The organism is Polynucleobacter sp. 80A-SIGWE (assembly GCF_018882295.1).
In the GTDB taxonomy this organism is placed as follows: Bacteria; Pseudomonadota; Gammaproteobacteria; order Burkholderiales; family Burkholderiaceae; genus Polynucleobacter.
On sequence record NZ_JACVOR010000001.1, the window covers coordinates 511,706 to 538,249 of the forward strand.

Consider the following 26,544-nt stretch of genomic DNA (forward strand, 5'->3'; position numbering starts at 1 on the left):
TAGTACTGCCTTACTAGGCGTTTTTAGGTTTAAGCAATTCCAGAAATTGAGAGAGCGCAAAATCGCGCGCTTGTTCCCGCACGATTTGACGATCACCGTTGAAATGCTTAGTCAGTGTGGCGGTATTGATCACATTATTTCCAATGCTCTCTTTAATTGCCCAGCCAAAGCAGACAGTGCCAACTGGTTTTTCAGGCGAGCCACCTGTTGGGCCAGCGATACCGGTAATAGAGATTGCGGCATTGACATTTGCATTTCGAAGCGCACCCTCAGCCATGGCTTTAGCAACTTGCTCGCTGACCGCACCAAAAGATTCAATCGTTTCCACTGGAACATCCAAGCATTCAGATTTTGCAGCATTGCTATAGGTGATGTAGCCTCGCTCAAGCCAATCGCTTGACCCTGCTAAATCCGTCAGAGTTGCGCAAACAAGGCCGCCAGTGCAGGATTCAGCTAGGGCAATTTTCCAGGCTCGGCTTATTAAAGTCAGCGCAACCGCTCTCGCTAACTCATGCTGAGGATCGTTATTATTTTTCATGAGATGTAGCTCAATCCAATATATAAAAGCGTAATGGTGAGTAGAGTGAAAAATGCCGCAGCTAAATCATCGGCAATGATTCCGAAACCGCGCCAAAGTATTAAACCAAAATTGGATGGAGAGGAGCTATCGTCACCTTCTAAGTGTTTAAAGTGTCGATCAATCATTCCAATCGGACCTGGCTTGACAGCATCAAAAAATCTGAAAAGTGCAAATGCCAAAATCTGCATCCACAAGTTTGTCGGCATGATGAAAATCAACACAAGCCAGAAGGCGACAACCTCATCCCACACAATTCCGCCAAAATCTTTTTTACCTAACTCTTCGCTGACTTGTCCGCAGATCCAGCAGCCCAGCACTATTCCAATTCCGATGATCCACAACCATGTTTCAGTAGATAGAAAATACTCACCTATCAAGAATGCAGCCCAAGCCCACAGTGTTCCTACGGTGCCAGGCGCAAATGGCGCCAAACCACTACCCATGCCGAATGCAAGGGCGCGACTAGGTTTACTAAACACCCATTTGATGCTGGGATTTAATTTGGAGGAGTCTGGAGAATTAGTTTGGGTATTCATGCGAAGTGATCAAAAGATTTCAGCAGCAAACCTGCTTGCTGAGAATTTAATTCTTTCCCATCGTTATCGATGATGTGCATCTCAGGTGCAGAGTGTTGCATGGGTTTGATGCTACCAATTTGAGTTAGTGGAAGATTTAGGTCTGTACTTATTTTGGCAATGACATCCCGTTTACTGCTTGGGGCGGTGAAGCACAGCTCGTAATCATCTCCACCACTCGCAGTGAACTGGTTCTGGATGGTTTGTGATTGCTTGAGTAACGTGCTGGATTTCGGGATCTGGTCTAAAAAGACTTCCGCATCTTTACTTGACTGTTTGAGGATGTGTCTCAGATCACCCAAGAGGCCATCAGAAATATCTAAAGCGGAATTAGCTACATTTCTTAAGGCAATACCTAAATTCACCCTGGGGGTGGGTTGGTGCATGCGTGCCTTAACAAGCGCCAAATCATCTTTTGATAATTCAATTTCATGACGCAGTGCAGCAAGAGTAAGCCTTGCATCACCAACGGTTCCTGAAACCCAAATGTCGTCACCTTCCGATGCCCCCGATCTTCGAATGGCTTTGTCTCTTGGAATGCCGCCAAAGGCGGTGATGCAAATATTGAGTGGGCCAGCAGTGGTGTCACCACCAATCAGTGGGCAGTCATATTCATTTGCGATGGCAAATAAACCTCTGCTAAAGGCCTCCAGCCAACTTGGATTAGGGTCTGGCAATGCGAGTGCCAAGGTAAAGCCCAAAGGCTTAGCGCCCATGGCTGCTAGGTCTGAGAGGTTGACTGCTAGGGCTTTCCAGCCCAGCCACTCAGGATTGGCATCTTCAAAAAAGTGTCGCCCTGAGACCAACATATCGCTAGTGATCGCAATTTCTTCATCAGGGTCAATTTTGAGTAGGGCGCAGTCATCACCAATCCCCAGTTTCACTTGGCCAGGATTGTTCGCAAGCATGCGTTCTGACTGCGTTTTGAAGAAACGCTGAATCAGGTCAAATTCGCCAAGCGAGGTGGATTGAGATTGCATGCCCTATTTTATGGCTCTTGGGAGTCTTCCATCCGAGAGGAATAGAATTAGAAGCTTGAATACGTCTGATTGATGAGTGAACTGATGAGTAAACCAAGCAATAGCAGCAAAGAACAGCAAATAGCGGATTTAAGAGCGGCCGCTCTCCACTATCACGAGTTTCCTACTCCGGGAAAGATTGAGATTGCTCCAACAAAGCAACTAACAAATCAGCGAGACTTAGCTCTTGCGTACACACCTGGCGTGGCTGCTCCTTGCGAAGAGATCGTTAAGGATCCTGCAAATGCCTTCAAGTACACAGCGCGCGGTAATTTGGTTGGCGTAATTACTAACGGCACTGCAGTCTTAGGTTTGGGAAATATTGGACCATTGGCAAGTAAGCCAGTGATGGAAGGTAAAGCGGTTCTATTTAAGAAATTCGCCGGTATCGATGTATTTGATATTGAAGTCAATGAAAACGATCCGGATAAATTGGTTGAAATTATTGCAGCGCTTGAGCCTACTTTTGGTGGTATTAATTTAGAAGATATCAAAGCGCCAGATTGTTTTGTAGTTGAGCGTAAGTTACAAGCGCGCATGAAGATTCCGGTCTTCCATGATGATCAACATGGAACTGCGATCGTGGTTGCTGCTGCAATTCTCAATGGCTTGAAAGTCGTTGGTAAAGATGTGGGTAATGTGAAGTTAGTTACTTCGGGTGCTGGTGCCGCTGCATTGGCTTGCTTAGATTTATTGGTTGACCTTGGTATTCCTCGTAAAAATATTTGGGTGACTGACTTAGCTGGTGTTGCGTACAAAGGCCGTAAAGAATTAATGGATCCTGAAAAGGAGCCGTTCTGCCAAGAGACAGAATTGCGCACATTGGATCAAGCGATTGAAGGCGCCGATATTTTCTTGGGTCTTTCTGCTGGTGGTGTGTTGAAACAAGACATGGTTAAGAAGATGGCGCCTAAGCCATTGGTATTTGCCTTGGCAAATCCAACGCCTGAGATTCTTCCTGAAGAAGTAAAAGAAGTTCGTCCTGATGCAGTCATGGCAACTGGCCGTACTGATTATCCAAATCAAGTGAATAACGTATTGTGCTTTCCATTCATTTTCCGTGGTGCATTAGACGTTGGTGCAACTACCATTACACGCGGCATGGAAGTCGCCGCAGTGAGGGCTGTAGCGGAGTTGGCGCAAGCTGAACAGAGCGAAGTAGTGACCTCTGTGTACGGTATTGAAAACTTGTCTTTTGGCCCAGAATATTTAATTCCAAAACCATTTGACCCACGCCTAATTACTGTCATCGCACCTGCGGTTGCTAAGGCGGCGATGGATGATGGTGTTGCTCAACGTCCGATTAAAGACTTTGATGCTTACCGTAATCAGTTGCAACAATTTGTGTACCACTCTGGTACTTTGATGAAGCCACTATTTAGCATTGCTAAACGTGTGCCGGCCGCACAAAAACGTATCGTGTTTGCCGAAGGTGAAGATGAGCGCGTATTACGTGCCGTTCAAATCATCATTGATGAGCATCTAGCCACCCCGATTTTGATTGGTCGTCCAGCAGTGATCGAGCATCGCATCGAGAAGTTTGGTTTACGTATTAAATCAGGCGATGACTTTGAGATTGTGAATCCCGAGAATGATCCGCGCTACCGTGATTTCTGGCAAACCTACTTAGCCTTGACTGAGCGTAAGGGCGTTACTGAATCTTTTGCCAAGTTAGAGATGCGTCGTCGCAATAGCTTGATCGGTTCGATCATGATCAGCAAGGGAATGGCTGATGGCATGATTTGTGGAACAGTTGGTAATTCAGCTACGCATTTAAAGTATGTGGATGAGGTAGTTGGTCACGAACCTGGTGCCAATGTTTATGGTGCAATGTCTGGCTTGATCTTGCCCGGCCGCCAAGTATTCTTGGTAGATACCCATGTGAATATCGATCCTACTGCTGAGCAATTAGCTGAATTGACTTTGATGGCTGCAAGCGAAATGCGTAAGTTGGGTCTTGTGCCGAAAGTTGCATTACTTTCACATTCCAACTTTGGTTCAAGTAATGCGCCATCTGCAATCAAAATGCGTGAAGTATTGGCTTTGATTCAGAAAGCCGATCCCGCACTTGAGGTGGATGGTGAAATGCATGGCGATAGCGCCTTGGATGAAAGTATTCGCGCCAGCGCAGTGACTTCATCTCCTTTGAAAGGGGATGCGAACTTGCTAGTGCTGCCTAATATTGATGCCGCTAACATTTCTTACAATTTGTTAAAGACTGCTGCTGGCAATGGTATTGCCATTGGACCATTGCTCTTAGGCGCGGCTGAGCCAATTCATATTCTGACGCCATCAGCTACTGTGCGTCGTATCGTCAATGTGACCACCTTAGCGGTAGTTGAGGCAGCAAGTAACGCCAGAGGCGTGGCTTAGCACGTAAATGCAATCTTTTATTTATGTTAGTTAGCAATAACTAACATAAATAATTATTATATAAATCAAGGGTTTATATAAAATGCACTGTAATTGGGCTTGATTTGATGGCGTGTTAAGGGTAACCTAGCACCCATCATGAATAATCGCTCTGAAAACGGCACTACAGTAGGCTTCGACGAACACAGTCGCGCTGAAAGTTGGGATAGCAACGATCGACTTGAAACCGAGTCATCTGCTGCCAACATCTATGCCGAGGGTGGTTTATCTCGTTTACAAACCTATGCAGCAAATCAAGTTTCGGGGAAAAAAGTGACAGCTTCTTGGCGTGCCGCTTTGGCCGTTCGCGATGCCGGACCGCCGGCAATGTTGCGCAGTGTGCGCCCTAATATCGTGCAATCTATTCGTGCTTTCCGCACTCCTGACCTACAGGAAGCAGCTACAGAGCTTGGCCAACATTTCATTTACGCTAATTGTGCAAATGCGATGACTAAAGGCGAAGTATTGGAAGCAATTGCGATTGCCTACACATTCACCAAGCAACAAGCGAAGAATTTTGATCCTTTGCTCGATGCCTTGACCACTACTGTTGATAAGTCTGGCCCACAGCCCGGTTTTGTAGTGGTGCTCGAAGGCCTGCCTTGTACACAGAAGTTTGACAAAGAAGCTCGCGAGACTCTGCTCGATGTATTCCGTGATGCTGTAGATTTCTGGTCTGAGCGTCGCACACCGTACCGCGTGTTCTACTCTTTTGCCTAATAACTAGGTAACTTGTAAGACAGCATAAATCGCCTTTATTTGAGGCGATTTTGCATTTCTGGGTCCCAAATACTGTGAACGGCAGTGATCGCCACAATTCCAGCGGTCTCAGTTCTTAATACCCGATCCCCTAGATAAACAATCTGATAACCAGCAGCTTGAGCTTGAGCCTCTTCTTCTGGGGAATGACCACCTTCAGGTCCAATCATCAAAATCACATCCTGTGGGGGGTTATCAATTAGTACTGAATACAGACTTTTGTCAGTATCTGGGCTTAAAAGTAGCTTAAGTGTCTCTTTTTGTGGCTTTTGTAGATAACTTTCAAAACTTTGAACGGGCTCTACTGAAGCTAATACTGTGCGATCACATTGTTCACAGGCCGCCTGAACAATGCCCTCCCAGTGGAGGAGGCGCTTTTGAGCCCTCTCCGCATCACTAGAGCGAGTTAATTTGATGACTGAGCGTTCACACTGCAGCGGTGCAATGACTTGGGCACCGGTCTCTATGGCCTTCTCGACCACCCAATCCATCTTGTCGCCACCAGCCAGGCCTTGTGCCAAGGTGATCGCATATGGGCTCTCACGATGGGTGTCTAGGTGAATGTCGCTCAGCTCAGCCTCGCCGGATTTATTACCCAGGGAAAGAAGCTTGGCCTTGGCAACCTGGCCTTTTCCATCAAAGATAGGGAAGAGTTCACCAACCTGGATGCGGCGGACGCGCAAGTGATGAGCAAGCTCAGGGGTGAGGATATTTGGCTTTTGGGTTTCCCATGGGCCGGGAAGATAAAATTGAGGCATTACTGAAATATAGCTAATTAATTTCCTAGAGACCTAATTTACGATGTCAAACCTTCAAATTCGTATGGCAAACGCCATTCGTGCTTTATCCATGGATGCAGTTCAACAAGCCAATTCCGGACACCCCGGAATGCCAATGGGTATGGCCGATATTGCAGTTGGTCTTTGGAATGAGCATTTGCAACATAACCCAACTGATCCGCATTGGATGAATCGCGATCGCTTTGTTTTATCAAACGGTCACGGCTCGATGTTGTTGTATTCCTTGTTGCACCTCACAGGTTACGACTTGCCAATTGGCGAGTTGAAAAATTTCCGTCAATTGCACAGCAAAACACCGGGACATCCTGAATACGGAATTACTCCCGGAGTAGAAACAACGACTGGTCCTTTGGGTCAGGGGATTTCAAACGCAGTGGGTATGGCGCTTGCAGAAAAATTATTAGCGCAAGAATTTAATCGCCCAGGTCACGATATTGTTGATCACTACACCTATGTATTTTTGGGTGATGGTTGTTTGATGGAAGGTATTAGTCATGAAGTGTGCTCATTGGCTGGCACACTCAAACTCAATAAATTGATTGCGCTATGGGATGACAACGGCATCTCCATTGATGGCAAAGTAGTTTCTTGGTTTAACGAAGATACGCCAAAGCGTTTTGAGGCTTATGGCTGGAATGTTCTGCGAGATGTAGATGGTCATGATGCAGAGGCTGTCTCTAGCGCAATTGCTAAAGCAAAGAAGAGTGACAAGCCAACCTTGATATGTTGCAAGACAGCGATTGGTCAAGGCTCGCCGAATATGGCTGGCAGCGATAAGGTGCATGGCTCCCCATTGGGTGCAGCAGAAATTGCAGCAACTCGCGTTGCATTGAATTGGCCGTATGCCCCATTTGAAATTCCGAAAGATATTTACGATGCCTGGGATTTCAAGAAACGTGGCCAAACTGCTGAGCATGAGTGGAATAAAGAATTCCAAGCATACAAAAATAAATATCCAGAGCTGGCTTCTGAATTACAGCGCCGCATGCAAGGTGACTTATCTAAAGACTTCTCTAAAACTTTAGATGCTTATTTAAAAACTTGCGAAACCAAAGCAGAAACCATTGCCACTCGTAAGGCGAGTCAAAATGCCATCGAGGCATTAGCTCCTGCATTGCCAGAATTCATGGGCGGCTCTGCTGACTTAACAGGCTCCAACTTAACGAACTGGTCTTCATGTAAGGCTGTACGTGGTGATCAGTGGGGTAACCACATTAATTACGGTGTGCGCGAATTTGGTATGAGCGCCATCATGAACGGTATCGCTTTGCATGGTGGCTATATCCCATTTGGCGGAACATTCTTAACTTTCTCTGATTACAGTCGTAACGCATTGCGCATGGCTGCATTGATGAAGTTGCGCAGCATCTTTGTCTTTACACATGACTCTATTGGCTTGGGTGAAGATGGCCCAACCCACCAGTCTGTTGAGCATGTAGCGAGCTTGCGTCTCATTCCGAATTTGATGGTTTGGCGTCCATGTGATACCACTGAAAGTGCGGTTGCATGGGGTGCTGCGATTGAGCGTAAGCATGGCCCAAGTGCTTTGATCTTCAGTCGTCAAAACTGTCCATTTGTGTCGCGCAATAGCCAGCAAGTAAAGGATATTGCACGTGGTGGATATGTTTTACGTGAGCCTAAGAAATCTAAAATTGATGCAGTAATTATTGCTACGGGATCTGAGATTGCTTTGGCACTACAAACTGCAGAGCGTTTAGAGGGTGAAGGTTTTGGAATTCGTGTTGTATCAATCCCATCAACTACCGTGTTCGACCAACAAGATGCCGCTTACAAAGCAAAAGTATTGCCAGCTGACGTTCCGCGCATTGCTGTTGAAGCAGGTGTGACTGATTTCTGGTGGAAGTATGGTTGCGCAGCAGTGCATGGCGTTGATACCTTTGGTGAATCAGCTCCAGCACCTGTGCTCTATGAATATTTTGGTTTAACAGTCGATCAGATTGCTAAAACTGTGAAGCAATGCATCGCAAAGAAAAAATAATTTATCTATTTAAGAATTCAAAATTAGTAAGGGGAATGGAATGACAATTCGTGTCGCAATTAACGGTTATGGTCGTATTGGTCGTATGGTCTTACGTGCTTTGTATGAAGATCAAGTCAATGGCAAGCCAAGACGTGATATCAAAATCGTCGCAATTAACGCGATGGGTGATATCGACATCAATGCACACTTGACGCAATATGATTCCGCGCACGGCCGTTTTCCTGCTGAAGTAAAAGTGGATGGCGATTGCATGGTAGTTAATGGCGATCGCATCAAGATGTTCTCCACTCGTAATCCTTTAGAAACTCCATGGGGTGAGTTGGGTGTGGATCTCGTGCTCGAGTGCTCAGGCAAATTCACTTCAAAAGAAAAAGCCATGGTGCATATTTCTCAGGGTGCGAAGAAAGTACTGATTTCTGCTCCCGGTGAAAAAGATGTGGATGCCACAATTGTTTACGGTGTAAATCAGCAAGTTCTCAAACCAAGCGACGTTGTGGTTTCCAATGCGAGCTGTACGACTAACTGTTTAGCGCCTTTGGTTAAGCCATTGCTAGAAAAGATTGGTATCGAGTCTGGCTTGATGACTACGATTCATGCATTCACTAATGATCAGGTTCTGACTGACGTGTATCACAAGGATATGCGCCGAGCGCGTTCTGCCGTGACCAGCATGATTCCAACCAAGACAGGTGCTGCAAAAGCAGTTGGCCTGGTATTGCCAGCTTTAGCAGGGCGCTTCGATGGTTTTGCAATGCGCGTGCCCGTCATTAACGTTTCTGTTGTGGATTTAACCTTTGCTGCCAGCCGCGCTACTAGCGTGGATGAAGTCAACTCCATCCTCAAAACAGCAAGTGAGGGCGAATTGAAGGGTATTTTGGGTTTCAATACCTTGCCTTTGGTTTCCATCGACTTCAATCACGATCCACGCCCAAGTATTTATGATGCTTCCCAGACTCGCGTATCAGCAGATGGCAAGTTGGTCAAAGTATTGGCTTGGTATGACAACGAGTGGGGCTATTCAGTCCAAATGCTCAATGCCGCTGAAGCATTGATGGCTGTAAAGTAAGTAATTGATCAGGTTTTACGCTAAAAACTCCTAAATTATTGCTTTAAACGTAAAAAAGACCTCAATTGAGGTCTTTTTTCATTATCTGCGCTTATCTTCCTGAATTAAGGCTTTGGCTTATTCCGGCAACCCTTCTTTTGGCAGTGACCATACATTGCTAAAGAGTGCTCCTGGAGCTTAAAACCCAGGTTTTTGGCAATATCGCGCTGCCTTTTCTCAATTGCTTCATCGACAAACTCTTCAACATGGCCACAATCCAGGCAAACTAAATGATCATGGTGTTGACCCTCATTAAGCTCATAAATAGCTCTGCCATCCCCTTTGCTTGACTCAAAATGACTGCGGAGCAAGAGCCCTGCTTGTTCAAACTGGGTGAGTACCCGATATACCGTGGCTAAACCAATTTCTTTGTCATCCTTGGCTAGGGCCATGAAGACGTCTTCGGCGCTGAAATGCGTGCCACCATTTTGATGAAAAAAGTCCAAGATTTTCATGCGTGGACCGGTCGCCTTAAGGCCAATATCGCGTAAATCTGCTGGAGTAGGGTTTTGGTTCATATTCATGGGTTTGGGAGCTAAAATCAATGTCTTAATGATACGGCCTGCCATGCAAAATTGCCCTCAACTTTTTACTCATCTATTGAACTCCATTTTTGGGGTTTTTGGCCTCGCTCGGTCTGGACTAGTTATTGCTACTGTAAGTACAGTAATCATCGCCACAGGCTGTACTAGCGCCGTAGATGAAACCCAACGTGCTTGGATGAATAAAGTTTTTAAACCTTACGTTCCTGATGTGGTGCAGGGTAACTTTATTTCTAGCGAGCAATACGCCAAACTGCAAGTGGGTCAGAGTCGCGAACAAGTTCGCCAAATTTTGGGAACACCCTTACTAGCTAGTTATTTCCACGCCAATCGTTGGGATTACGTTTTTGAATTTAAGCGTTCCGGTCAGCAAATGAGCAAAGAGCGTCGCGTCACCGTATTTTTCGAAGGCGATAAATTAGTTAAGTTCCAAGGTGATGCCTTGCCAACTGAAGTGGAGTTGGTTGCCGAGATTGATGGTTATGCAAAAACTAAGCGCTCCTTCTGGGATGTGGTGACGGGGTCAAATAAGCCGCCAGTAACTACGCCGTTGCAGCAGCCTGAGTTGCTGGTACCTAGCCCAACCAATAATTTGCCCGCTGGGGCACCTGTGCCTGCGACTCCAGCCGGCAGTTCTTTTTGGGACTTTTTTAGTTTTTCAAAAAAATCACCAGATGCCCAGCCTGAGCCTCAACCCTTAGGCCCAGGCGCCCTCAATATTCCGCAGGCTAGTGAAGCGAAGTAAAGATAATTTTTGTGCTGATGTCGAATGAATTCTCTCGACAACCTTGAATAAGAAACGAAGATATAAATGATGAAAATCGCAATTGCTGGTGCAACCGGCCGCATGGGAAAAATGTTGATCGAGGCTGTGCTTAATTGCGCAGATGCTGAGCTAGTTGGCGCCTTGGAGCATGAGTCTTGCCCGCTGCTGGGTGAAGATGCTGGTGCGTTCTTGGGTAAAAAGACTGGCGTAACTATTACATCGGATGTTGCTAAGGCTTTGAGTGGTGCTGAATTCCTAATTGACTTCACACGACCAGAAGGCACGATGGCCCATTTAGCTGTGGCGCAAAAGACTGGTAGCAAAATGATTATTGGTACAACTGGTCTGACCCCAGAACAAATCGACAGCCTGAGGAAAGCTTCGACAAGTTTAGCCATCGTATTTGCGCCAAACATGAGTGTGGGTGTGAATGCCACATTCAAATTATTGGAAATTGCGGCCAAGATGTTGAATGAAGGTTACGACATTGAAATCGTTGAAGCCCACCATCGTCATAAGGTAGATGCTCCATCAGGTACCGCACTGCGCATGGGTGAAGTGATTGCGGAGGCCCTTGGTGAGAAGTTAGATGATGTTGCTGTATATGCCCGCGAAGGTCACACTGGCGAGCGTAAACCGGGCTCGATTGGTTTTGCCACTATTCGTGGTGGAGATATTGTGGGTGATCACACTATCTTATTTGCAGGCGAGGGCGAGCGTATTGAGATTAGCCATAAGTCTTCTAGCCGTCAGTCTTATGCACAAGGCTCTCTGCGCGCCGCACGCTTCTTGCAGAGTCAAAATGCCGGCCTGTATGACATGCAAGATGTTCTTGGCCTGCGTAAATCAGTTTAGTAAAACAGAGTAGAAGAAAAGAGTTGTATTGAATGAGTAAGGATTACGACCACCGCAGTATTGAAGCTGCAGCACGAGCTGATTGGGAAAGCGCGCAAGCCTATAAGGTTTCTGAGAATGCTGAAGATGCTTCCGGTAAGCCGAGACCAAAATACTACGCTTGCTCCATGTTGCCTTACCCATCGGGTAAGTTGCACATGGGCCACGTTCGTAATTACACCATCAACGATGTGATGGCGCGACAGCTGCGCATGCAGGGATATAACGTACTCATGCCAATGGGCTGGGATGCGTTTGGTATGCCCGCTGAAAATGCGGCGATTCAGAATAAGGTGCCACCAGCCAAATGGACCTACGACAACATTGCTTATATGAAAAAGCAAATGGCAGCGATGGGTCTTGCAATTGATTGGTCGCGTGAAGTGGCTACTTGTAATCCTGATTACTATCGTTGGAATCAATGGCTCTTTTTGAAGATGCTTGAAAAGGGTATTGCTTATCGCAAAACCCAAGTTGTCAATTGGGATCCAATCGATCAAACCGTATTGGCAAATGAGCAGGTGATTGATGGGCGCGGATGGCGCTCCGGCGCTTTGGTAGAAAAGCGTGAAATCCCCGGCTATTACTTCAATATCACTGCCTATGCAGAGCAATTGCTTTCTGGTTTAGATGGCTTAGGTTGGCCAGAGCGCGTCAAGACCATGCAGCAAAACTGGATTGGTAAAAGTCGTGGTGTACGTTTTGCGTTCAAGCACGAGATTAAAGATGCGCATGGTAACTTTGTTCAAGATGGTCAGTTGTATGTATTTACAACGCGTGCCGACACCATCATGGGCGTTACATTCTGCGCAGTCGCTGCTGAGCACCCATTAGCAACATTGGCGGCTACCAATAATCCTGAGTTATCTGAATTTATTGAGAAATGTAAAACAGGTAGTGTGATTGAAGCAGATCTAGCTACTCAAGAAAAAGAAGGCATGTTCACAGGTTTATATGTGACGCATCCACTGACTAATGAGCCTGTGCCGGTTTGGGTGGGCAACTATGTGTTGATGTCCTACGGCGATGGCGCTGTCATGGGTGTTCCTGCTCATGATGAGCGTGACTTTGCCTTTGCCCTCAAATATGACTTACCGATTAAGCAAGTGATTGCTTTGCGTACGCCGTCAGACATGTTCAACACTAGCCACTGGCAAGATTGGTATGCACAGAAGGATGATGCCGTTTGTCTCAATAGTGGCAAATACGATGGCTTATCGCACGAAGAAGCGGTTGATGCAGTAGCTCAAGATTTAGCAAAGATGGGTATTGGTGAAATCAAAACCACTTACCGTCTGCGCGATTGGGGCATCTCTCGTCAGCGTTATTGGGGAACACCAATTCCGATTATTCACTGTGGCGATGAGCAGAACCCAGGTTGCGGTGCAGTTCCGGTACCTGAAGCAGATTTGCCGGTAGTGTTACCTGAAGATTGCGTTCCAGATGGTAGCGGCAATCCACTCAATAAGCGTGCAGACTTCCTGAATGTGAAGTGTCCAAAATGTGGTAAGGCCGCTCGTCGTGAGACTGACACCATGGATACCTTCGTGGATTCTTCTTGGTACTTCATGCGTTATACCGGTCCAGATGCAAAGACCATGGTTGATGCGCGTAACGAATACTGGATGCCAATGGATCAGTACATTGGCGGTATTGAGCATGCGATTTTGCATCTTCTCTATGCGCGCTTCTGGACTAAGGTCATGCGCGATCTCAATCTCATTACTTTTGATGAGCCTTTCCAAAACTTGCTAACGCAGGGCATGGTGCTTAATGAGACTTATTACTCTGAAGAGGCGTCCGGGAAAAAGACTTGGTTAAATCCTTTGGATGTAGAGCTCGAGCTTGATGACAAGGGCCGCCCTCAAAGCGCCAAGCTGAAAGGTGATACTTCTGGCACACCAGTCATTATTGGTGGCGTTGAGAAGATGTCTAAGAGTAAAAACAATGGCGTTGATCCTCAGGCTTTGATTGATCAATACGGCGCCGATACTGCACGTCTCTTTGTGATGTTTGCTGCCCCTCCTGAGCAGCAACTCGAGTGGTCTAGTGCCGGCGTAGAAGGTGCATCACGTTTCTTGCGTCGCGTATGGATGTATTCCAGTAGTCAGGCTGATGCAATCCGCGCTGCTAGCGAGACATTACCAAACGACTTAAATGATGCTGAAAAAGAATTGCGTCGTGAAGTGCACACTATTCTGAAGCAGGCTAACTTTGACTATCAACGTCGCCAATACAACACAGTAGTTTCTGCGGCAATGAAGATGTTGAATGTCTTAGAGCCTGTGAAATTAGGTGATAAGACTGTGGTGCGACCTGCTGTGTTGCGTGAGTGTCTGAGTATTTTGATTCGGGTGCTTTACCCAGTCGTGCCTCACTTAACGCATGCCCTCTGGAATGAGATTGGTTGCGATCAATCTTTTGGCAGTCTATTGGATGCACCATGGCCCGTAGTAGACGAGACTGCACTGATTCAAACTGAGTTGACCATCATGTTGCAAATCAATGGCAAGTTGCGTGGTGATATCCGTGTGCCTGCAGATGCCACTAAAGAGCAAATTGAGACCTTGGCATTACAAAGTGAGCCTGCTGTAAAAGCATTAAATGGCGCAGCCCCTAAAAAGGTGATTGTGGTGCCGGGTCGCTTAATTAATATTGTTGCTTAGATCGTTGCAAATTACTTTGGATAGAAACTAAACACATGCGCGTAAATCACCTTCGACGTACCATGCTTGGGTTTCTGGCCTTGGCTCCAGTCAGTGGTTTGATAGCCTGCGGCTATCGCTTACGTGGCATGGTCGATTTACCATTCAAGGTGATTGCAATTACTGGTAACCCATCGCCACCATTACGCGCTGATTTACAGACAGCCATCTTGACTGGGACCGATGCAAAGGTCGCCATTAATCCTAAAGATGCCGATTTAATTCTGGAAATAACAAATGATGTGAATGGCCGGGAGATCTTGGCCTATAACTCGAATGGTCAAGTCTCTGCCTATCGCTTAAACATTCGCGTTGGGTTTAGGGCTTATGACAATGCAGGAGCTGATGTCGTACCTGAAGCCGAAATCTATCTGACTCGAGACATGGACTTCTCGGTATCTACCGTTTTGGCAACCGACGTCCAAATGCAGCAGTTCTTGACTCAGATGCGTAGAGATCTTGCGGTACAAATCCTGCGTCGTGTTTCTGCATCTGCTCGAGCACCACAGACTAAAAGCTTTTAAAGAATGACGAGCAAATCGCATGGTTAAGAGCGATGCCCTGCAGGTTCATTTGAAGTCACTTAATTCAGCGGCTTCGTTAAAGCCCCTTTACATTTTTAGTGGTGATGAGCCCCTCCTCATGATGGAGGCGATGGATCAGCTGCGCGCTACTGCGAAAAAAATGGGCTACACCGATCGTGAAGTCTTATTGCAAGAGCGCGGGTTTGATTGGAGCGCTTTATTAAGTGCAGGCCAAACAATGTCTTTGTTCGGAGACAAGCGCTGGGTAGAGTTGCGTATACCAACAGGCAAGCCTGGCCGTGATGGTGCTGATGCGCTCAAACAGTTCTCAGCCCAAATTGAGTCTCAGCTGGTGGGGCCCGAAGGACCAGATACTATTTTTTGCATCATCCTACCCAAATTAGATGGCAAGACCAAAACCTCTGCCTGGTTTAGCGCTTTAGATGAAGCGGGCATGGCCATTCAATTGGATTCCTTGGATCGCACGCAATTGCCACAATGGATTGCAGGACGACTCAAGAAGCAGGGCCAAGAAGTGCAGTCAGGTCCAGATGGGCAGCGCGCCTTAGCTTTTATTGCTGAGCAAGTGGAGGGTAACCTTATCGCTGCTCACCAAGAGATTCAGAAACTAGGTTTGTTGCATCCTGCTGGGGTGCTGACGGAAGAGCAAATTCGGTCAGCCATTTTGAAGGTAGCTCGTTATAACGTCTTTGAATTAACTGAAGCGATGTTGGCTGGTGATCTGCCTCGCCTCAATCGCATGCTTGATGGCCTCAAAGGTGAGGGTGAGCCTTTGGTTTTGATTCTATGGAGCGTAACGGAAGAGCTTCGGATACTATCGAAACTGAAGGCAGCGAGTGATGCAGGAGAGTCAGTTCAGAATTTAATGCGTGCCAATCGTATCTGGGGCAATAAAGAGCGTTTATATCCTATGGCTCTAAAACGGGTGCAGCCTTTGAAGTTGCGCAGAGCGATGCAGGTGGCAGCAGGCTTAGATCGCCAGGCCAAAGGTTTGCATGCGGCTGAATTACCAGCAGATCCTTGGGACGGCTTGCGTTTGGTGGGTAACTTATTGCGCTAGATGGATTTAGGGTGAAGATTGAAGTTGAGACAAAACAATATTAATTTAGATATAACAAAGATATGAGCAATTCAAAAAATACTATCGGGCAAATGATGCAAGATATTGGCCGACGTGCTCGTCAGGCTTCACGCGCAATGGCGCGGGCATCTAGCGAACAGAAAAATCAGGCCTTATTGCATATTGCAAAGTTAGTTCGTGAGCGTTCTGAGGAAATTTTGCGAGTGAATGCACTTGATGTTGCTCGAGCAAAAGCCAATGGTCAAGACGCTGCTTTTATTGACCGACTCACCATGACTCCAAAGACCATTGAATCTATGGCCTTAGGTCTGGAGCAAATTGTTTCTCTTGAAGACCCGATTGGCAAAATAACGCCATTGCAAAAACAGGCCTCTGGTATTGAACTCGGTCAGATGCGTGTGCCACTCGGTGTGATTGGAATTATTTATGAGTCTCGCCCTAACGTCACGATTGATGCAGCCGCACTTTGCTTGAAGTCAGGTAATGCGGTTATCTTGCGTGGTGGTTCGGAGGCGATTGATTCAAATGCTATGTTGGCGCAATTGATTCAAGAAGGCTTAGATACTGCTAATTTGCCAATGGATGCGGTGCAGGTTGTGACCACTACAGATCGCGCTGCTGTTGGTGAAATGATCACCATGACTGAATATATTGATGTGATCGTGCCACGCGGTGGTAAGAGTTTGATCGCCCGCTTGATGGCGGAAGCACGTGTGCCGATGATTAAGCATTTGGACGGCATCTGCCATACCTATATTGATGCTGATGCAGATATCGCGATGGCGATTAAGGTTTGCGATAACGCTAAGACACAGCGCTATGCTCCTTGCAATGCGATGGAAACACTCTTGGTCAATAAAACCATTGCAACTCAAGTGTTACCATCTCTTTGTAAGATTTACCAAGATAAGGGTGTGGAGTTGCGCGTTGATGCCCTTACACGCAATACTTTAGAGGCTGCAGGCTTCAAAAACCTAGTCACTGCAGTTGAAGAAGATTGGCAAACAGAATATTTGGCACCAATTTTGTCGATTAAGACTGTTGCTGATATGGATGAGGCCATGAGCCATATTGAGCAGTACGGCAGTAAACATACCGATGCCATCATTACCAATAATCAAGTGCAAGCGAATCGTTTTTTGCGGGAAGTTGATAGTGCCAGCGTAATGGTCAATGCTAGTACTCGTTTTGCGGATGGCTTTGAATATGGGCTTGGTGCTGAGATTGGCATCTCGAACGACAAATTACATGCTCGTGGCCCTGTGGGCCTAGATGGTCTTACTTCTCTCAAATACATCGTCATGGGTCATGGCGAAATTCGCACTTAATCTAGCTCCATTACAGAACGGAAATTATTCATCATGGGCAATGCATATTTATGGACTAAGACCTTTCATATTGTTTTGATTGCCTCTTGGTTCGCAGGCTTATTTTATCTCCCGCGTATTTTTGTGAATTTGGCAGATGAAAAGAATCCCGAGGTGTATGCACGTCTTCTTGGGATGGCAGACCGCCTCTTTCGTTTTATGACTATTTTGGCGGTACCGGCAGTCTTCTTGGGCTTAACCCTTTGGTTGCATTTCAAGATTGGTGCTGGTGAGGTTTGGATGCATGCCAAGATGTTTTTTGTCATCCTAGTCATTGGTTATCACCATGCTTGTTGGAGCTTGCTGAAGAAGTTTCGTAATGGTGTTAATACCCGTTCGGGAGTTTGGTTCCGCTGGTTTAACGAAGTGCCCGTAATTCTTTTGTTGGTTGTGACAGCCTTGGTAGTTATTAAGCCTTAACGCTGATCCTCGGCCAATTGTTTAATTCTTCTTGCTATTTTTTATTCCCCCTTTTTTAGATTGCTAGCCTCATGAGATTTTTTGTTGTTTGTCCAGGTGGATTGGAAGTGCCTCTTGCACAAGAGCTGGCAAGCATTGCGCAGCGACCTGACTGTAAGGCTTTAGGCGCTTGGGTGATTGATCCTACGCCTACTAGCCCAACTGGTGGAGTGGGTTTAGCGGCACCAATATCTGCTGCAATGGCTTTGAACCTGCATTCCCGTATTGCAAGCCGAGTCTTACTGCAAATGGCGGAATCGCCATATCGCCAAGAGGAAGATCTCTATAAATTAGCTAGCGGTTTAGCATGGGAGGAGTGGTTTTCTTCTAAACAAACTCTGCGCGTGGATGTGACTGCTCATCGTTCCCCGCTTAAGAGTTTGAATTTCGCGACTCTAAAGATTAAGGACGCGATTGTGGATCGCCTACGTGATGTCACTGGCGATCGTCCTAGTATTGATACCGCGTTTCCGGATGTGCGTGTACAAGCTCATCTGACTGCAACGCATGCCACTATCTATTTGGATACTTCTGGTGAGGCCTTATTTAAACGCGGCTGGCGAGACGAAAAAGGTGACGCTCCATTAAAAGAAAATCTCGCGGCTGGAATTTTGTCGATTACCGGCTGGAAGCCTACTCAAACCCTATTTGATCCGATGTGCGGTAGCGGAACCTTTTTAATTGAAGCCGCGCAAATGGCATTAGGAGTTCCGCCAGGAGCAATTCGGGCAGGGATGTATGGTGATGATGCGAAGCCAAGTCGTTTGGCATATCGTCCATTGGTTACTTCGGCCCATGGTTTTGGATTTCAAAGACTCAAGCCTTTTAACGAGACTGCAGAGCAAAAGCGCTGGGGCTCCCTGAAAGACGCTGCACACGCTGAGATGATGGAAAAACGCAAACAGTTCCCAGATTCAGAATCTTTAGGCATTAGCGGTGGCGATATTAATGAGCGCCTAGTGGCGATGTTTAAAGCTAATTGGCAGCGTGCTCAATTGCCTGGCCTGCCGGTGACTCGCCAGATTGATGCTTTGGCCAGCAAACCACCTGCAAATACTCAAGATGGTGTCATGCTCTTGAACCCGCCTTATGGTGAGCGCTTAGTGATCAAGGGTGGGCGAGGTCAGGATCGTGCTGCGGGCGGAGATATGGAGCAAGACGCCTACGAGCAAGCGGAGGAGCCAGAAGACCGCTATGCTTTTAATCTGGAAACCGGCCGTCAGAGCGCTAAACGTTCTAGCCGTGAGTCTCTCAAAAAGTTGCAAGCTCAAGAAGAGCAAGACCCCAAGTTTGTCGAGTTCTTGAGACAGTTTGGTCAGCACCTTAAAGATGCCTTCGGTGGCTGGCATGTCTTTGTATTAACAGCAGATATGGCCTTACCAGGGCAGTTGCGCATTAAAGAATCTAAGCGCACACCTTTATTTAATGGCCCGCTAGAGTGCAGACTGTTTAAGTTTGAGATGCATCAAAAACGCGATGCTGCAGCAGATTTAAAATAAAAAAGTATAGACAAGGAAGGCGGCCATGGAATTCAAAACATATATGTGTTTAATTTGCGGTTGGGTATATGACGAAGCTGCTGGTCTACCGGAAGAAGGTATTGCACCAGGAACGTTGTGGAAAGATGTACCTATGAACTGGACTTGTCCTGAGTGCGGTGCACGTAAGGAAGATTTTGAAATGATGGCGATCTAATCGACTCAAATCAATTAATTACTAAATTACTTTAGCGAAAGCAGGGCAACATCTTGGGACAAAACGACATCTTATTTGAACGTGCGCAAAAAACGATTCCTGGCGGGGTTAACTCTCCAGTGCGCGCTTTTCGTCAGGTGGGTGGTACACCCCGTTTTGTTGCTAAAGCTAAAGGTCCTTATTTCTGGGATGCCGAAGGTACGCGCTATATTGATTTGATTATGTCTTGGGGCCCCATGATTGCGGGCCATGCGAACCCAGAAGTGGTTGAAGCGGTAAAGCGAGCTGCAGAAACCAGCTTTAGCTTCGGCGCTCCTACCGAAGGTGAAATTGAGTTAGCAGAACGTATTTGCCAGTTGGTTCCTAGTATTGAGCAAGTACGCATGGTATCGAGTGGAACCGAAGCCACCATGAGCGCTCTGCGTCTTGCACGTGGCTATACGGGCCGTGACCTTATCATCAAGTTCGAGGGCTGTTATCACGGACACGCAGATAGTTTGTTGGTGAAGGCAGGTTCTGGCCTCTTGACCTTTGCAGACTCCACTCAAAATGCCCCGTCATCTGGTGGCGTGCCACATGATTTAGTGAAACATACTTTGGTGTTGCCATATAACGATGTGGCAGCTCTGAAGGAAGTATTTCAGAAGCAGGGCGATCAGATTGCGGCAGTCATTATTGAGCCGATTGCCGGCAATATGAATTTGATTAAACCTTCAAAAGAATTTTTATTGACGCTACGTCAGCTAACTAGCCAACATGGCAGCGTATTAATTTACGACGAAGTGATGACCGGCTTTAGGGTTGCCTTAGGTGGGGCTCAATCTCTACAAGGCATTACGCCTGATCTTACCTGCCTTGGCAAGGTCATGGGCGGCGGCATGCCGATGGCTGCCTTTGGTGGTAAAAAAGAAATCATGTCCAAGCTTGCACCCTTGGGGAATGTTTACCAAGCGGGTACCTTGTCAGGTAACCCAGTAGCTGTAGCTGCAGGCTTAAAGACCTTAGAGATTATTTCTAGAGAAGGTTTCTATGAGTGTTTGACTGGTCAAACCGAAAAGCTCATGACTGGATTAAAGCTAGCTGCGGTCGAAGCGGGCGTACCGTTTGCTGTGGATAGCGTTGGCGGCATGTTCGGCTTCTATTTTGCTGATGAGGTACCAACTTCTTTTGAGGCGGTGACTAAAACTGATATTGAAGCATTTAAGAAATTTTTTCATTTGATGCTCGATCAAGGGGTGTACTTAGCACCCTCTGCTTATGAGGCTGGATTTACCTCTATTACTCATGACAATGCCGTACTTGATGAGATCATCGCCGCAGCAAAAACTGCATTTAAAAAGTTATAAGAGGTAGAAGTCAGAATTACATTCTGAGTGGATGGTCATAACCATCCACTTGAATAATTCCTAAATTCTTATTAGGTTTACCCGATTCGGGTATTTCCATGGCGGTGAGTTTGCCGCCCCATACGCAACCAGTATCTAATCCAATGACATGCTTATGTTGGAGTAGCCCTAGAGTTGACCAGTGCCCAAAGTAAATCAAAGTATCTTGCGTTTTTCTCTTAGGAGTTTTGAACCAGGGAATGTAGCCCTTCGGACCATCTTCAAAACCTTCTTTACTTTCAAACTCCATAGTGCCCGTAGGAGTGCAAAAACGAATACGGGTTAGTGCATTGGTAATGACGCGCAAACGCTCATAGCCTTTAAGGGAATTGTTCCATTTGTTTGGGGTATCACCATACATATTCGCTAAAAAATCCTTATAGGATTTGTTGCGAAGTGCTTTTTCTACTTCTTGTGCGCATTCAATCGTTTGCTGCAGATCCCATTGAGGCAAAACCCCAGCATGAACTGTTAAAACTTTTCCATTACTAAGAGCCATCGGCCGATGGCGTAACCAATGAATTAATTCAGCTCTATCGGGTGCATCCAGTATGGGCTGAACAGTATCCAACCCCTTGGTTTTGCGAATGCCTACATCTACGGCTAGCAAGTGCAGGTCATGATTCCCAAGAATGCATTCAATACGTTTTTCTTCTTGTAATTGCTTTAGATAGCGAAGGGTACCTAATGAGTCAGGACCTCGATTCACAAGATCACCCAAAAAAATCATCTTAGATTGAGTAGGGAGTTTTTTGACGAGCGCTTTCAAGGACGGTGTGCACCCTTGAATATCCCCGACGGCGTAGATCTTGCTCATACCTTATCTTAAAGCCGAACGCACCAAAGCCCGCAATTAAGTTGCGGAATCCTCGGTGGTGACTTTTTTAACTACGCTATAGCGCACTAAGGTCTTTTTGCGCGCCTCATCATGATTAACAACCGGCAGGGGATAGTCACGACCCAGAAGAATGCCGGCAGCCTCCAGTTCAATATGACCGGCTTCCCAAGGTGCATGAATGGATTTCTTGGAGAGCTTATCCAGTTGAGGTAAGTAGCGACGGATAAATTTTCCTTCGGGATCAAACTTCTGGGATTGGGTGATCGGATTGAAGATGCGGAAGTAGGGTTGCGCATCGCATCCTGAAGAGGAGGCCCATTGCCACCCGCCATTGTTAGAAGACAGCTCAAAGTCATTGAGGTGTTTTGCAAAATACATTTCGCCCCAGCGCCAATCAATTCCTAGGTCTTTGGTGAGAAAGCTGGCAACCACCATGCGTAAGCGGTTATGCATATAGCCACTTTGGTTGAGTTGGCACATGGCAGCATCTACCAAGGGGTAACCCGTTTTGCCATCACACCAAGCTTTAAATAATTTCTTGGCAGTAGCACCGCTTTCCCATTCGATATTGTCGTAGTCTGGCTTGAAGGCTGCGCCCTCAGCAAGGCGTGGGTGATTCGCCAAAATCATGAAATAGAAATCACGCCAAATCAGTTCGCTTAACCAGATCGTTGCACCCATGCTGCCAGCAAGCATGCGGCGGTGTGCTTCGCGTACCAAGCCTCGAATGGATAGCATGCCAAAGCGGAGGTGTGTGGATAGATAGCTCACGCCTTTGATGGCAGGGAAGTCTCGACCGATTTGGTATTGATCGATGCGGTGTAGGAAATCCTCCAAGAAACTCTGCCCACCCTCCGATCCCGGAGGAAGATAAGTTTCAATCCCAGTCGGGCTAAAGCCCATAGACTCTAGGGGTGGAAAGGGCACCTCTAATGATTTTGGGATAGCGGCTAACTGACCTTTTTTAGGGTCGCAGTCATAAGCGGCAATATCTTTTTCTTGCAGCGTCTTAAGCCAATTATTTTTATAAGGGGTGAAGATTGAGAAAACGGTGTTGGAGTTGGTGAGAATTTCTTTTTTCTCAAAGATGACCTGATCTTTGAAGGTCTCCAATTCAATACCAAATTTCTCTAGTGATCTTGCTATAGAAGCATCACGGGCTATGGCCGAGGGCTCATAGTCATGATTGGTGTAAACGGTATTAACGCCCAAAGCTTCCGCAATCTTCGGAATACACGTAGTGGGTTTTCCGTACTGAACAATGAGTCCGCCACCTAGTTTGCGTAATTGTTCATCGATTTGTTCTAGACCCTGCCAAATGAAGTCTACACGCCGATCATGCTTCAGACCGCTTGCATCTAGATCTTCAGACTTCAGTGGATCCAGAATTTCAGTATCGAAGATAAACGCTAGCCAAACTTGGCTATTATTTTTCAGGGCGTGATGAAGGGCGGCGTTGTCATAGAGACGCAGGTCGCGACGGAGCCAAACGAGAGCTTTTTGCATAGCCCCTATATTAGGGCTTATTGAGGAGCTTCGCTGGGCTTGCGAGTAATATTCCGCTTATTAAATAGATTGATCACTGATGGATACTTTATTTTTCGTTTTTTCAAAACTAGTGCAGTTTTGCATTGAGCCCCTCAACTGGGTAATCGTTTTTGTGGCGCTCAGCCTGCTATTTCTAAGTCTTAGAAAAACCCATCTATGCAAACGATTCTTGCTATTCGCTTTGGCAGACTTATTGCTGGTTGGATGGTTGCCAACTTCCGAGGTCTTTTTAAGAGCTCTTGAAGATAGCGTTCCTAAGGTTCAGCTTGCTCAGATGTCGGAGGCAGACTTTGGCGGGATCATTATTTTGGGCGGCGCCATTGAGGGCGGCGAGATTGCAGAGGATCGTGGCGAGGTATCAATTTATTCCTCGGCCGAGCGAGTCACCAAAGCCTTTGAGCTTATTCGCAAGTATCCCGATCTGCCTTTTATCTTTAGCGGCTTCTCTGGGCGCCTTTCTCCTAAGGGCATTTCTGAGGCGGATGCCTTTAAGCAGCTGATCGCGGAGCAGGGTTTGCCGGACAAAAATGCCCATTACGAAAACCAATCCCGCAATACTTATGAAAATGTCATATTGATGAAGCCGATGATCTTGGAGCTGGGGGCTGAGAGCGCCAAAGAAGCTAGTGCACCCCTAAAACCTTGGCTGATGATTACTTCGGCATCGCACATGTACCGATCAGTAAAGATTTTCCAGAGGCGGGGAGTTGAGGTAATTCCGGTTCCCGTCGACTACCAAACTAGCAACCAGCTTCGCTGGGGTAAGTTTGACCTAGAGGATGGCGTGCAAAACTGGAATAAGGTGGTGCATGAGGTAGTTGGTCTTTTAGCCTACTGGCTCACTGGAAAGATCTAACCAGGGTAAGAATTCGGTAAAATAAACCCACATGAACATGGCTAAAAAAGCCCCTGTGGGTCAAGTTGCGGCACCCACCCAGACTACCCAAGCTTCTGCTGCTGGGTCCTCAATTGCTTATTCTGCTGATCATCTAGCAAACCAATTCCTCATTGCTATGCCTGGGATGGTCGACCCCAATTTTGCAGGTTCAGTTATCTATCTTTTTGAGCATACCGAACGGGGTGCGATGGGCTTGGTGATTAATCGCCCCACCGAACTCGATATGGGTGCCTTATTTGAAAAAATTGAGGTCAAGCTGGAGGCTGAGCCAGTATCTGAACAGCCAGTCTATTTTGGTGGTCCAGTGCAAATTGAGCGTGGTTTTGTCTTGCACGAACCCACCACAGAGGTGGCATATAGCTCCTCCTTAGCCGTTCCGGGTGGTTTGACCATGACGACATCTAAGGATGTGCTTGAGGCCGTGGCAACTGGTTCTGGACCCAGCAAGTTCTTAATGACCTTGGGTTATGCGGGTTGGAGTGCGGGCCAACTTGAGGAGGAGATCACCCTCAATGGCTGGATCAATGTCCCCTTATCTCAGAAGCAAATGATTGAGATTATTTTTAATACCCCCTCTACCCAGCGCTACGAGCGTACGATGGGTCTTTTAGGATTTGATCCATCCCATCTATCTGGCGAGGCAGGGCATGCCTGAGAGCATTAACAAGAGCGCAGAGTTGACGGTCTTGGCCTTTGACTTTGGGACGCGGCGTATTGGCGTTGCTGTTGGGAATACTCTGACCAAAGCTGGCCAGCCATTGAAGATTATTGAGGAGCCATCTGAGGATCTGCGATTTAAGGCTATTCAGACCCTCATCAAAGATTGGCAGCCAAATCGGTTGGTGGTGGGGCTGCCATGCCATCCTGACGGAGCTGAGCACGACATGAGTGCCAAGGCCCGCCGCTTTGGCAATCAGTTGCACGGACGCTTTCAGTTGCCGGTGGAGTGGGTAGATGAGCGCTATACCTCGGCTGTTTTAGAGGGTGATCCCGATATGCGAGACAATTTGGATGCCGAGTCTGCGGCCTTGATTTTGGAGCAGTATTTTCTTGAAAAGAATTGGATTAGTTGAGATGAATGCAGAGCAGTCCTATCTGAAATTACTAGAGACTTTGAGTCAGCGCAAAAAGGCTGGCGATTTATTTGAGTTGGCTGGTCTTGCAATGGGTGGGGCTTGGATTGCGGAGCGTTTAGCTGCGGATTTAAATCTTCCCCACTTTGGAGTAATTAATGTGGCCTTTCATCGAGATGACTATGCCGAGAAGGGTATGACGGCGCTTCGTACCGCCAGCTCGATGTCTACCCATCTTCCATTCGAGGTGAATGGCGCAAATGTGATTTTGATTGATGATGTTTTGCTCACGGGTCGTACGGTTCGTGCAGCACTCAATGAATTATTTGATTTCGGTAGACCTGCTCAAGTAGAGTTGATGGTTTTAGCGAATCGTGAGAATCGTGAATTACCAATTTCTGCTGACTTTGTAGGTGAGCAAGTAAGTGTTCCGGAGAATCAAATATTGATCTTGGAAAAAAATGATGCTGGCAAGTTCAGCTTCCAATTAGAGGGGCGTGCAGAATGAGCGGTATGCATAATTCAATCATCACTCCCGTAAATCAATTCAATGCCGCTGGTGAGTTAACCCATTTGCTGACTTTAGAGGGTTTGCCAAAAGAACAGATTCTGCATATTTTGGATACTGCACAACAGTTTGTGAGTGTGACAGATCCTGCTCGAGAAGTAAAAAAAGTTCCACTACTTCGCGGTAAGAGCGTCTTCAACTTGTTCTTTGAAAACTCTACCCGCACGCGTACTACTTTTGAGATCGCTGCTAAGCGTTTATCAGCAGACGTGATTAATTTGGATATCTCTACATCCTCTACTGCAAAAGGCGAAAGTCTTTTAGACACGATTGATAACTTAGTGGCAATGCAGGCAGATATTTTTGTAGTGCGTCACAGTGTTTCTAGGGCGCCTATTGAGATCGCTCAAAACATTCCTGCGCACGTTCACGTAGTCAATGCTGGCGATGGTAGTCATCAGCATCCTACTCAAGGCTTGCTGGATATGTACACAATGCGCCACTTTAAGAAAGACTTTAGTGGCCTGAAAGTTGCTATCGTAGGTGACATTGTGCATAGCCGAGTAGCAAAATCGAACATCTGCGCTTTGCGAACATTAGGCTGTACCGACATTCGAGCGATTGGCCCCGAAAGTCTCTTGCCGAGCGATCTAGACATGTTGGGCGTTAAGGTCTTCCATAGTATGGAAGAGGGCTTAAAGGGTGTTGATGTAATCATGACATTGCGTATTCAGAAGGAACGCATGGAAGCAGGACAAGTTCCAGAGGGTGATGCTTTCTTCAAGCAGTATGGCTTAACGCCTACGCGCTTGGCCTTAGCTAAGTCTGATGCCATCGTGATGCATCCAGGCCCTATGAACCGTGGAGTAGAAATTGATTCAGCTGTAGCGGATGGTCCCCAGTCAGTCATTCTCAATCAAGTTACCTTTGGTATTGCGGTGCGCATGGCAGTAATGTCCATTGTTGCCGGTAACTAGTCACTATTGCG

26 protein-coding genes are annotated in these 26,544 nt (G+C 46.7%); 19 read left to right on the plus strand and 7 right to left on the minus strand.

The window, feature by feature from the left end; all coding sequences use genetic code 11:
- Positions 1-13: 13 nt before the first annotated feature.
- From ICN25_RS02710 to thiL, 3 genes are read right to left on the minus strand one after another with little or no spacing between them, the layout of a single operon-like run.
- Positions 14-538, minus strand: coding sequence for a CinA family protein (locus ICN25_RS02710; RefSeq protein WP_216178871.1), 525 nt, complete (start codon positions 536-538; stop codon positions 14-16).
- A complete protein-coding gene (locus tag ICN25_RS02715; protein ID WP_216178872.1) occupies positions 535-1,116 on the minus strand; it encodes a phosphatidylglycerophosphatase A in 582 nt (193 codons plus the stop codon). The genes ICN25_RS02710 and ICN25_RS02715 overlap by 4 nt, the downstream gene beginning before the upstream one ends.
- On the minus strand, positions 1,113-2,135 hold the full coding sequence (gene thiL / locus ICN25_RS02720) for a thiamine-phosphate kinase (protein ID WP_216178873.1): 1,023 nt from the start codon (positions 2,133-2,135) through the stop codon (positions 1,113-1,115). The genes ICN25_RS02715 and thiL overlap by 4 nt, the downstream gene beginning before the upstream one ends.
- Before the next feature lie 72 nt (positions 2,136-2,207).
- Between thiL and ICN25_RS02725 the strand changes: the two genes are divergently transcribed.
- The gene (locus ICN25_RS02725) at positions 2,208-4,547 is read left to right on the plus strand and encodes an NADP-dependent malic enzyme (protein WP_255536649.1); all 2,340 of its coding nucleotides are present in this window, start codon (positions 2,208-2,210) and stop codon (positions 4,545-4,547) included.
- 138 nt (positions 4,548-4,685) lie between these two features.
- Positions 4,686-5,306, plus strand: coding sequence for a barstar family protein (locus tag ICN25_RS02730; protein ID WP_015420405.1), 621 nt, complete (start codon positions 4,686-4,688; stop codon positions 5,304-5,306).
- Positions 5,307-5,341: 35 nt separating this feature from the next.
- Here the strand turns inward: ICN25_RS02730 and ICN25_RS02735 are convergent, their stop codons facing one another.
- Positions 5,342-6,103, minus strand: a complete 762-nt coding sequence (locus ICN25_RS02735; protein WP_216178874.1) for a 16S rRNA (uracil(1498)-N(3))-methyltransferase — start codon at positions 6,101-6,103, stop codon at positions 5,342-5,344.
- 43 nt (positions 6,104-6,146) lie between these two features.
- Here ICN25_RS02735 and tkt point away from each other — a divergent pair, with 43 nt between their 5' ends.
- Complete coding sequence (gene tkt, locus ICN25_RS02740) at positions 6,147-8,144, plus strand: transketolase (protein ID WP_216178875.1); 1,998 nt, start codon at positions 6,147-6,149, stop codon at positions 8,142-8,144.
- Between the two features lie 40 nt (positions 8,145-8,184).
- Positions 8,185-9,213, plus strand: a complete 1,029-nt coding sequence (gene gap / locus ICN25_RS02745) for a type I glyceraldehyde-3-phosphate dehydrogenase (protein WP_215328738.1) — start codon at positions 8,185-8,187, stop codon at positions 9,211-9,213.
- 104 nt (positions 9,214-9,317) lie between these two features.
- Here the strand turns inward: gap and fur are convergent, their stop codons facing one another.
- Positions 9,318-9,776, minus strand: coding sequence for a ferric iron uptake transcriptional regulator (gene fur / locus ICN25_RS02750; protein WP_216179546.1), 459 nt, complete (start codon positions 9,774-9,776; stop codon positions 9,318-9,320).
- 76 nt (positions 9,777-9,852) lie between these two features.
- On the opposite strand from fur, the gene ICN25_RS02755 reads away from it, so the two are divergent.
- The 10 genes from ICN25_RS02755 (at position 9,853) to hemL (ending at position 20,652) form a co-directional block, all read left to right on the plus strand.
- The gene (locus tag ICN25_RS02755; RefSeq protein WP_255536650.1) at positions 9,853-10,539 is read left to right on the plus strand and encodes an outer membrane protein assembly factor BamE; all 687 of its coding nucleotides are present in this window, start codon (positions 9,853-9,855) and stop codon (positions 10,537-10,539) included.
- A gap of 69 nt (positions 10,540-10,608) precedes the next feature.
- Entirely contained in the window at positions 10,609-11,415 is an 807-nt protein-coding gene (dapB, locus tag ICN25_RS02760; protein WP_216179548.1) for a 4-hydroxy-tetrahydrodipicolinate reductase, read from the plus strand.
- A 32-nt stretch (positions 11,416-11,447) separates the two neighbouring features.
- Positions 11,448-14,120 carry a leucine--tRNA ligase gene (leuS, locus tag ICN25_RS02765; RefSeq protein ID WP_216178877.1) on the plus strand — a complete coding sequence of 891 codons (2,673 nt, stop codon included), beginning with the start codon at positions 11,448-11,450 and terminating at the stop codon, positions 14,118-14,120.
- A gap of 35 nt (positions 14,121-14,155) precedes the next feature.
- Positions 14,156-14,683: an LPS assembly lipoprotein LptE gene (gene lptE, locus ICN25_RS02770; RefSeq protein ID WP_216178878.1), complete on the plus strand. Its 528-nt coding sequence runs from the start codon at positions 14,156-14,158 to the stop codon at positions 14,681-14,683.
- A gap of 19 nt (positions 14,684-14,702) precedes the next feature.
- Positions 14,703-15,764 (plus strand): DNA polymerase III subunit delta, encoded by a 1,062-nt coding sequence (holA, locus tag ICN25_RS02775; protein WP_216178879.1) that lies wholly within the window; start codon positions 14,703-14,705, stop codon positions 15,762-15,764.
- A gap of 62 nt (positions 15,765-15,826) precedes the next feature.
- A complete protein-coding gene (locus tag ICN25_RS02780; RefSeq protein ID WP_216178880.1) occupies positions 15,827-17,113 on the plus strand; it encodes a glutamate-5-semialdehyde dehydrogenase in 1,287 nt (428 codons plus the stop codon).
- Positions 17,114-17,146: 33 nt separating this feature from the next.
- Complete coding sequence (locus tag ICN25_RS02785) at positions 17,147-17,572, plus strand: CopD family protein (protein WP_216178881.1); 426 nt, start codon at positions 17,147-17,149, stop codon at positions 17,570-17,572.
- 71 nt (positions 17,573-17,643) lie between these two features.
- On the plus strand, positions 17,644-19,110 hold the full coding sequence (locus ICN25_RS02790; protein WP_216178882.1) for a class I SAM-dependent RNA methyltransferase: 1,467 nt from the start codon (positions 17,644-17,646) through the stop codon (positions 19,108-19,110).
- Positions 19,111-19,135: 25 nt separating this feature from the next.
- The gene (locus tag ICN25_RS02795; protein WP_011902084.1) at positions 19,136-19,306 is read left to right on the plus strand and encodes a rubredoxin; all 171 of its coding nucleotides are present in this window, start codon (positions 19,136-19,138) and stop codon (positions 19,304-19,306) included.
- A 53-nt stretch (positions 19,307-19,359) separates the two neighbouring features.
- On the plus strand, positions 19,360-20,652 hold the full coding sequence (gene hemL / locus ICN25_RS02800) for a glutamate-1-semialdehyde 2,1-aminomutase (RefSeq protein WP_216178883.1): 1,293 nt from the start codon (positions 19,360-19,362) through the stop codon (positions 20,650-20,652).
- Between the two features lie 16 nt (positions 20,653-20,668).
- Here hemL and ICN25_RS02805 read toward each other — a convergent pair whose 3' ends face one another.
- Positions 20,669-21,508 (minus strand): symmetrical bis(5'-nucleosyl)-tetraphosphatase, encoded by an 840-nt coding sequence (locus ICN25_RS02805; RefSeq protein WP_216178884.1) that lies wholly within the window; start codon positions 21,506-21,508, stop codon positions 20,669-20,671.
- Between the two features lie 36 nt (positions 21,509-21,544).
- Entirely contained in the window at positions 21,545-23,035 is a 1,491-nt protein-coding gene (locus ICN25_RS02810; RefSeq protein WP_216178885.1) for a deoxyribodipyrimidine photo-lyase, read from the minus strand.
- Positions 23,036-23,114: 79 nt separating this feature from the next.
- Between ICN25_RS02810 and ICN25_RS02815 the strand changes: the two genes are divergently transcribed.
- The 5 genes from ICN25_RS02815 to ICN25_RS02835 all read left to right on the plus strand — a co-directional run bounded on the left by ICN25_RS02815 (position 23,115) and on the right by ICN25_RS02835 (position 26,533).
- Entirely contained in the window at positions 23,115-23,933 is an 819-nt protein-coding gene (locus ICN25_RS02815) for a YdcF family protein (RefSeq protein WP_216178886.1), read from the plus strand.
- Positions 23,934-24,045: 112 nt separating this feature from the next.
- The gene (locus ICN25_RS02820; protein ID WP_216179550.1) at positions 24,046-24,630 is read left to right on the plus strand and encodes a YqgE/AlgH family protein; all 585 of its coding nucleotides are present in this window, start codon (positions 24,046-24,048) and stop codon (positions 24,628-24,630) included.
- Positions 24,623-25,048: a Holliday junction resolvase RuvX gene (ruvX, locus tag ICN25_RS02825; protein WP_216178887.1), complete on the plus strand. Its 426-nt coding sequence runs from the start codon at positions 24,623-24,625 to the stop codon at positions 25,046-25,048. Before ICN25_RS02820 ends, ruvX begins: the two co-directional genes overlap by 8 nt.
- Position 25,049: 1 nt before the next feature.
- Positions 25,050-25,556 carry a bifunctional pyr operon transcriptional regulator/uracil phosphoribosyltransferase PyrR gene (gene pyrR / locus ICN25_RS02830; RefSeq protein ID WP_216179551.1) on the plus strand — a complete coding sequence of 169 codons (507 nt, stop codon included), beginning with the start codon at positions 25,050-25,052 and terminating at the stop codon, positions 25,554-25,556.
- A 5-nt stretch (positions 25,557-25,561) separates the two neighbouring features.
- Positions 25,562-26,533 carry an aspartate carbamoyltransferase catalytic subunit gene (locus tag ICN25_RS02835; protein ID WP_216178888.1) on the plus strand — a complete coding sequence of 324 codons (972 nt, stop codon included), beginning with the start codon at positions 25,562-25,564 and terminating at the stop codon, positions 26,531-26,533.
- The last annotated feature ends 11 nt before the right edge of the window (positions 26,534-26,544 follow it).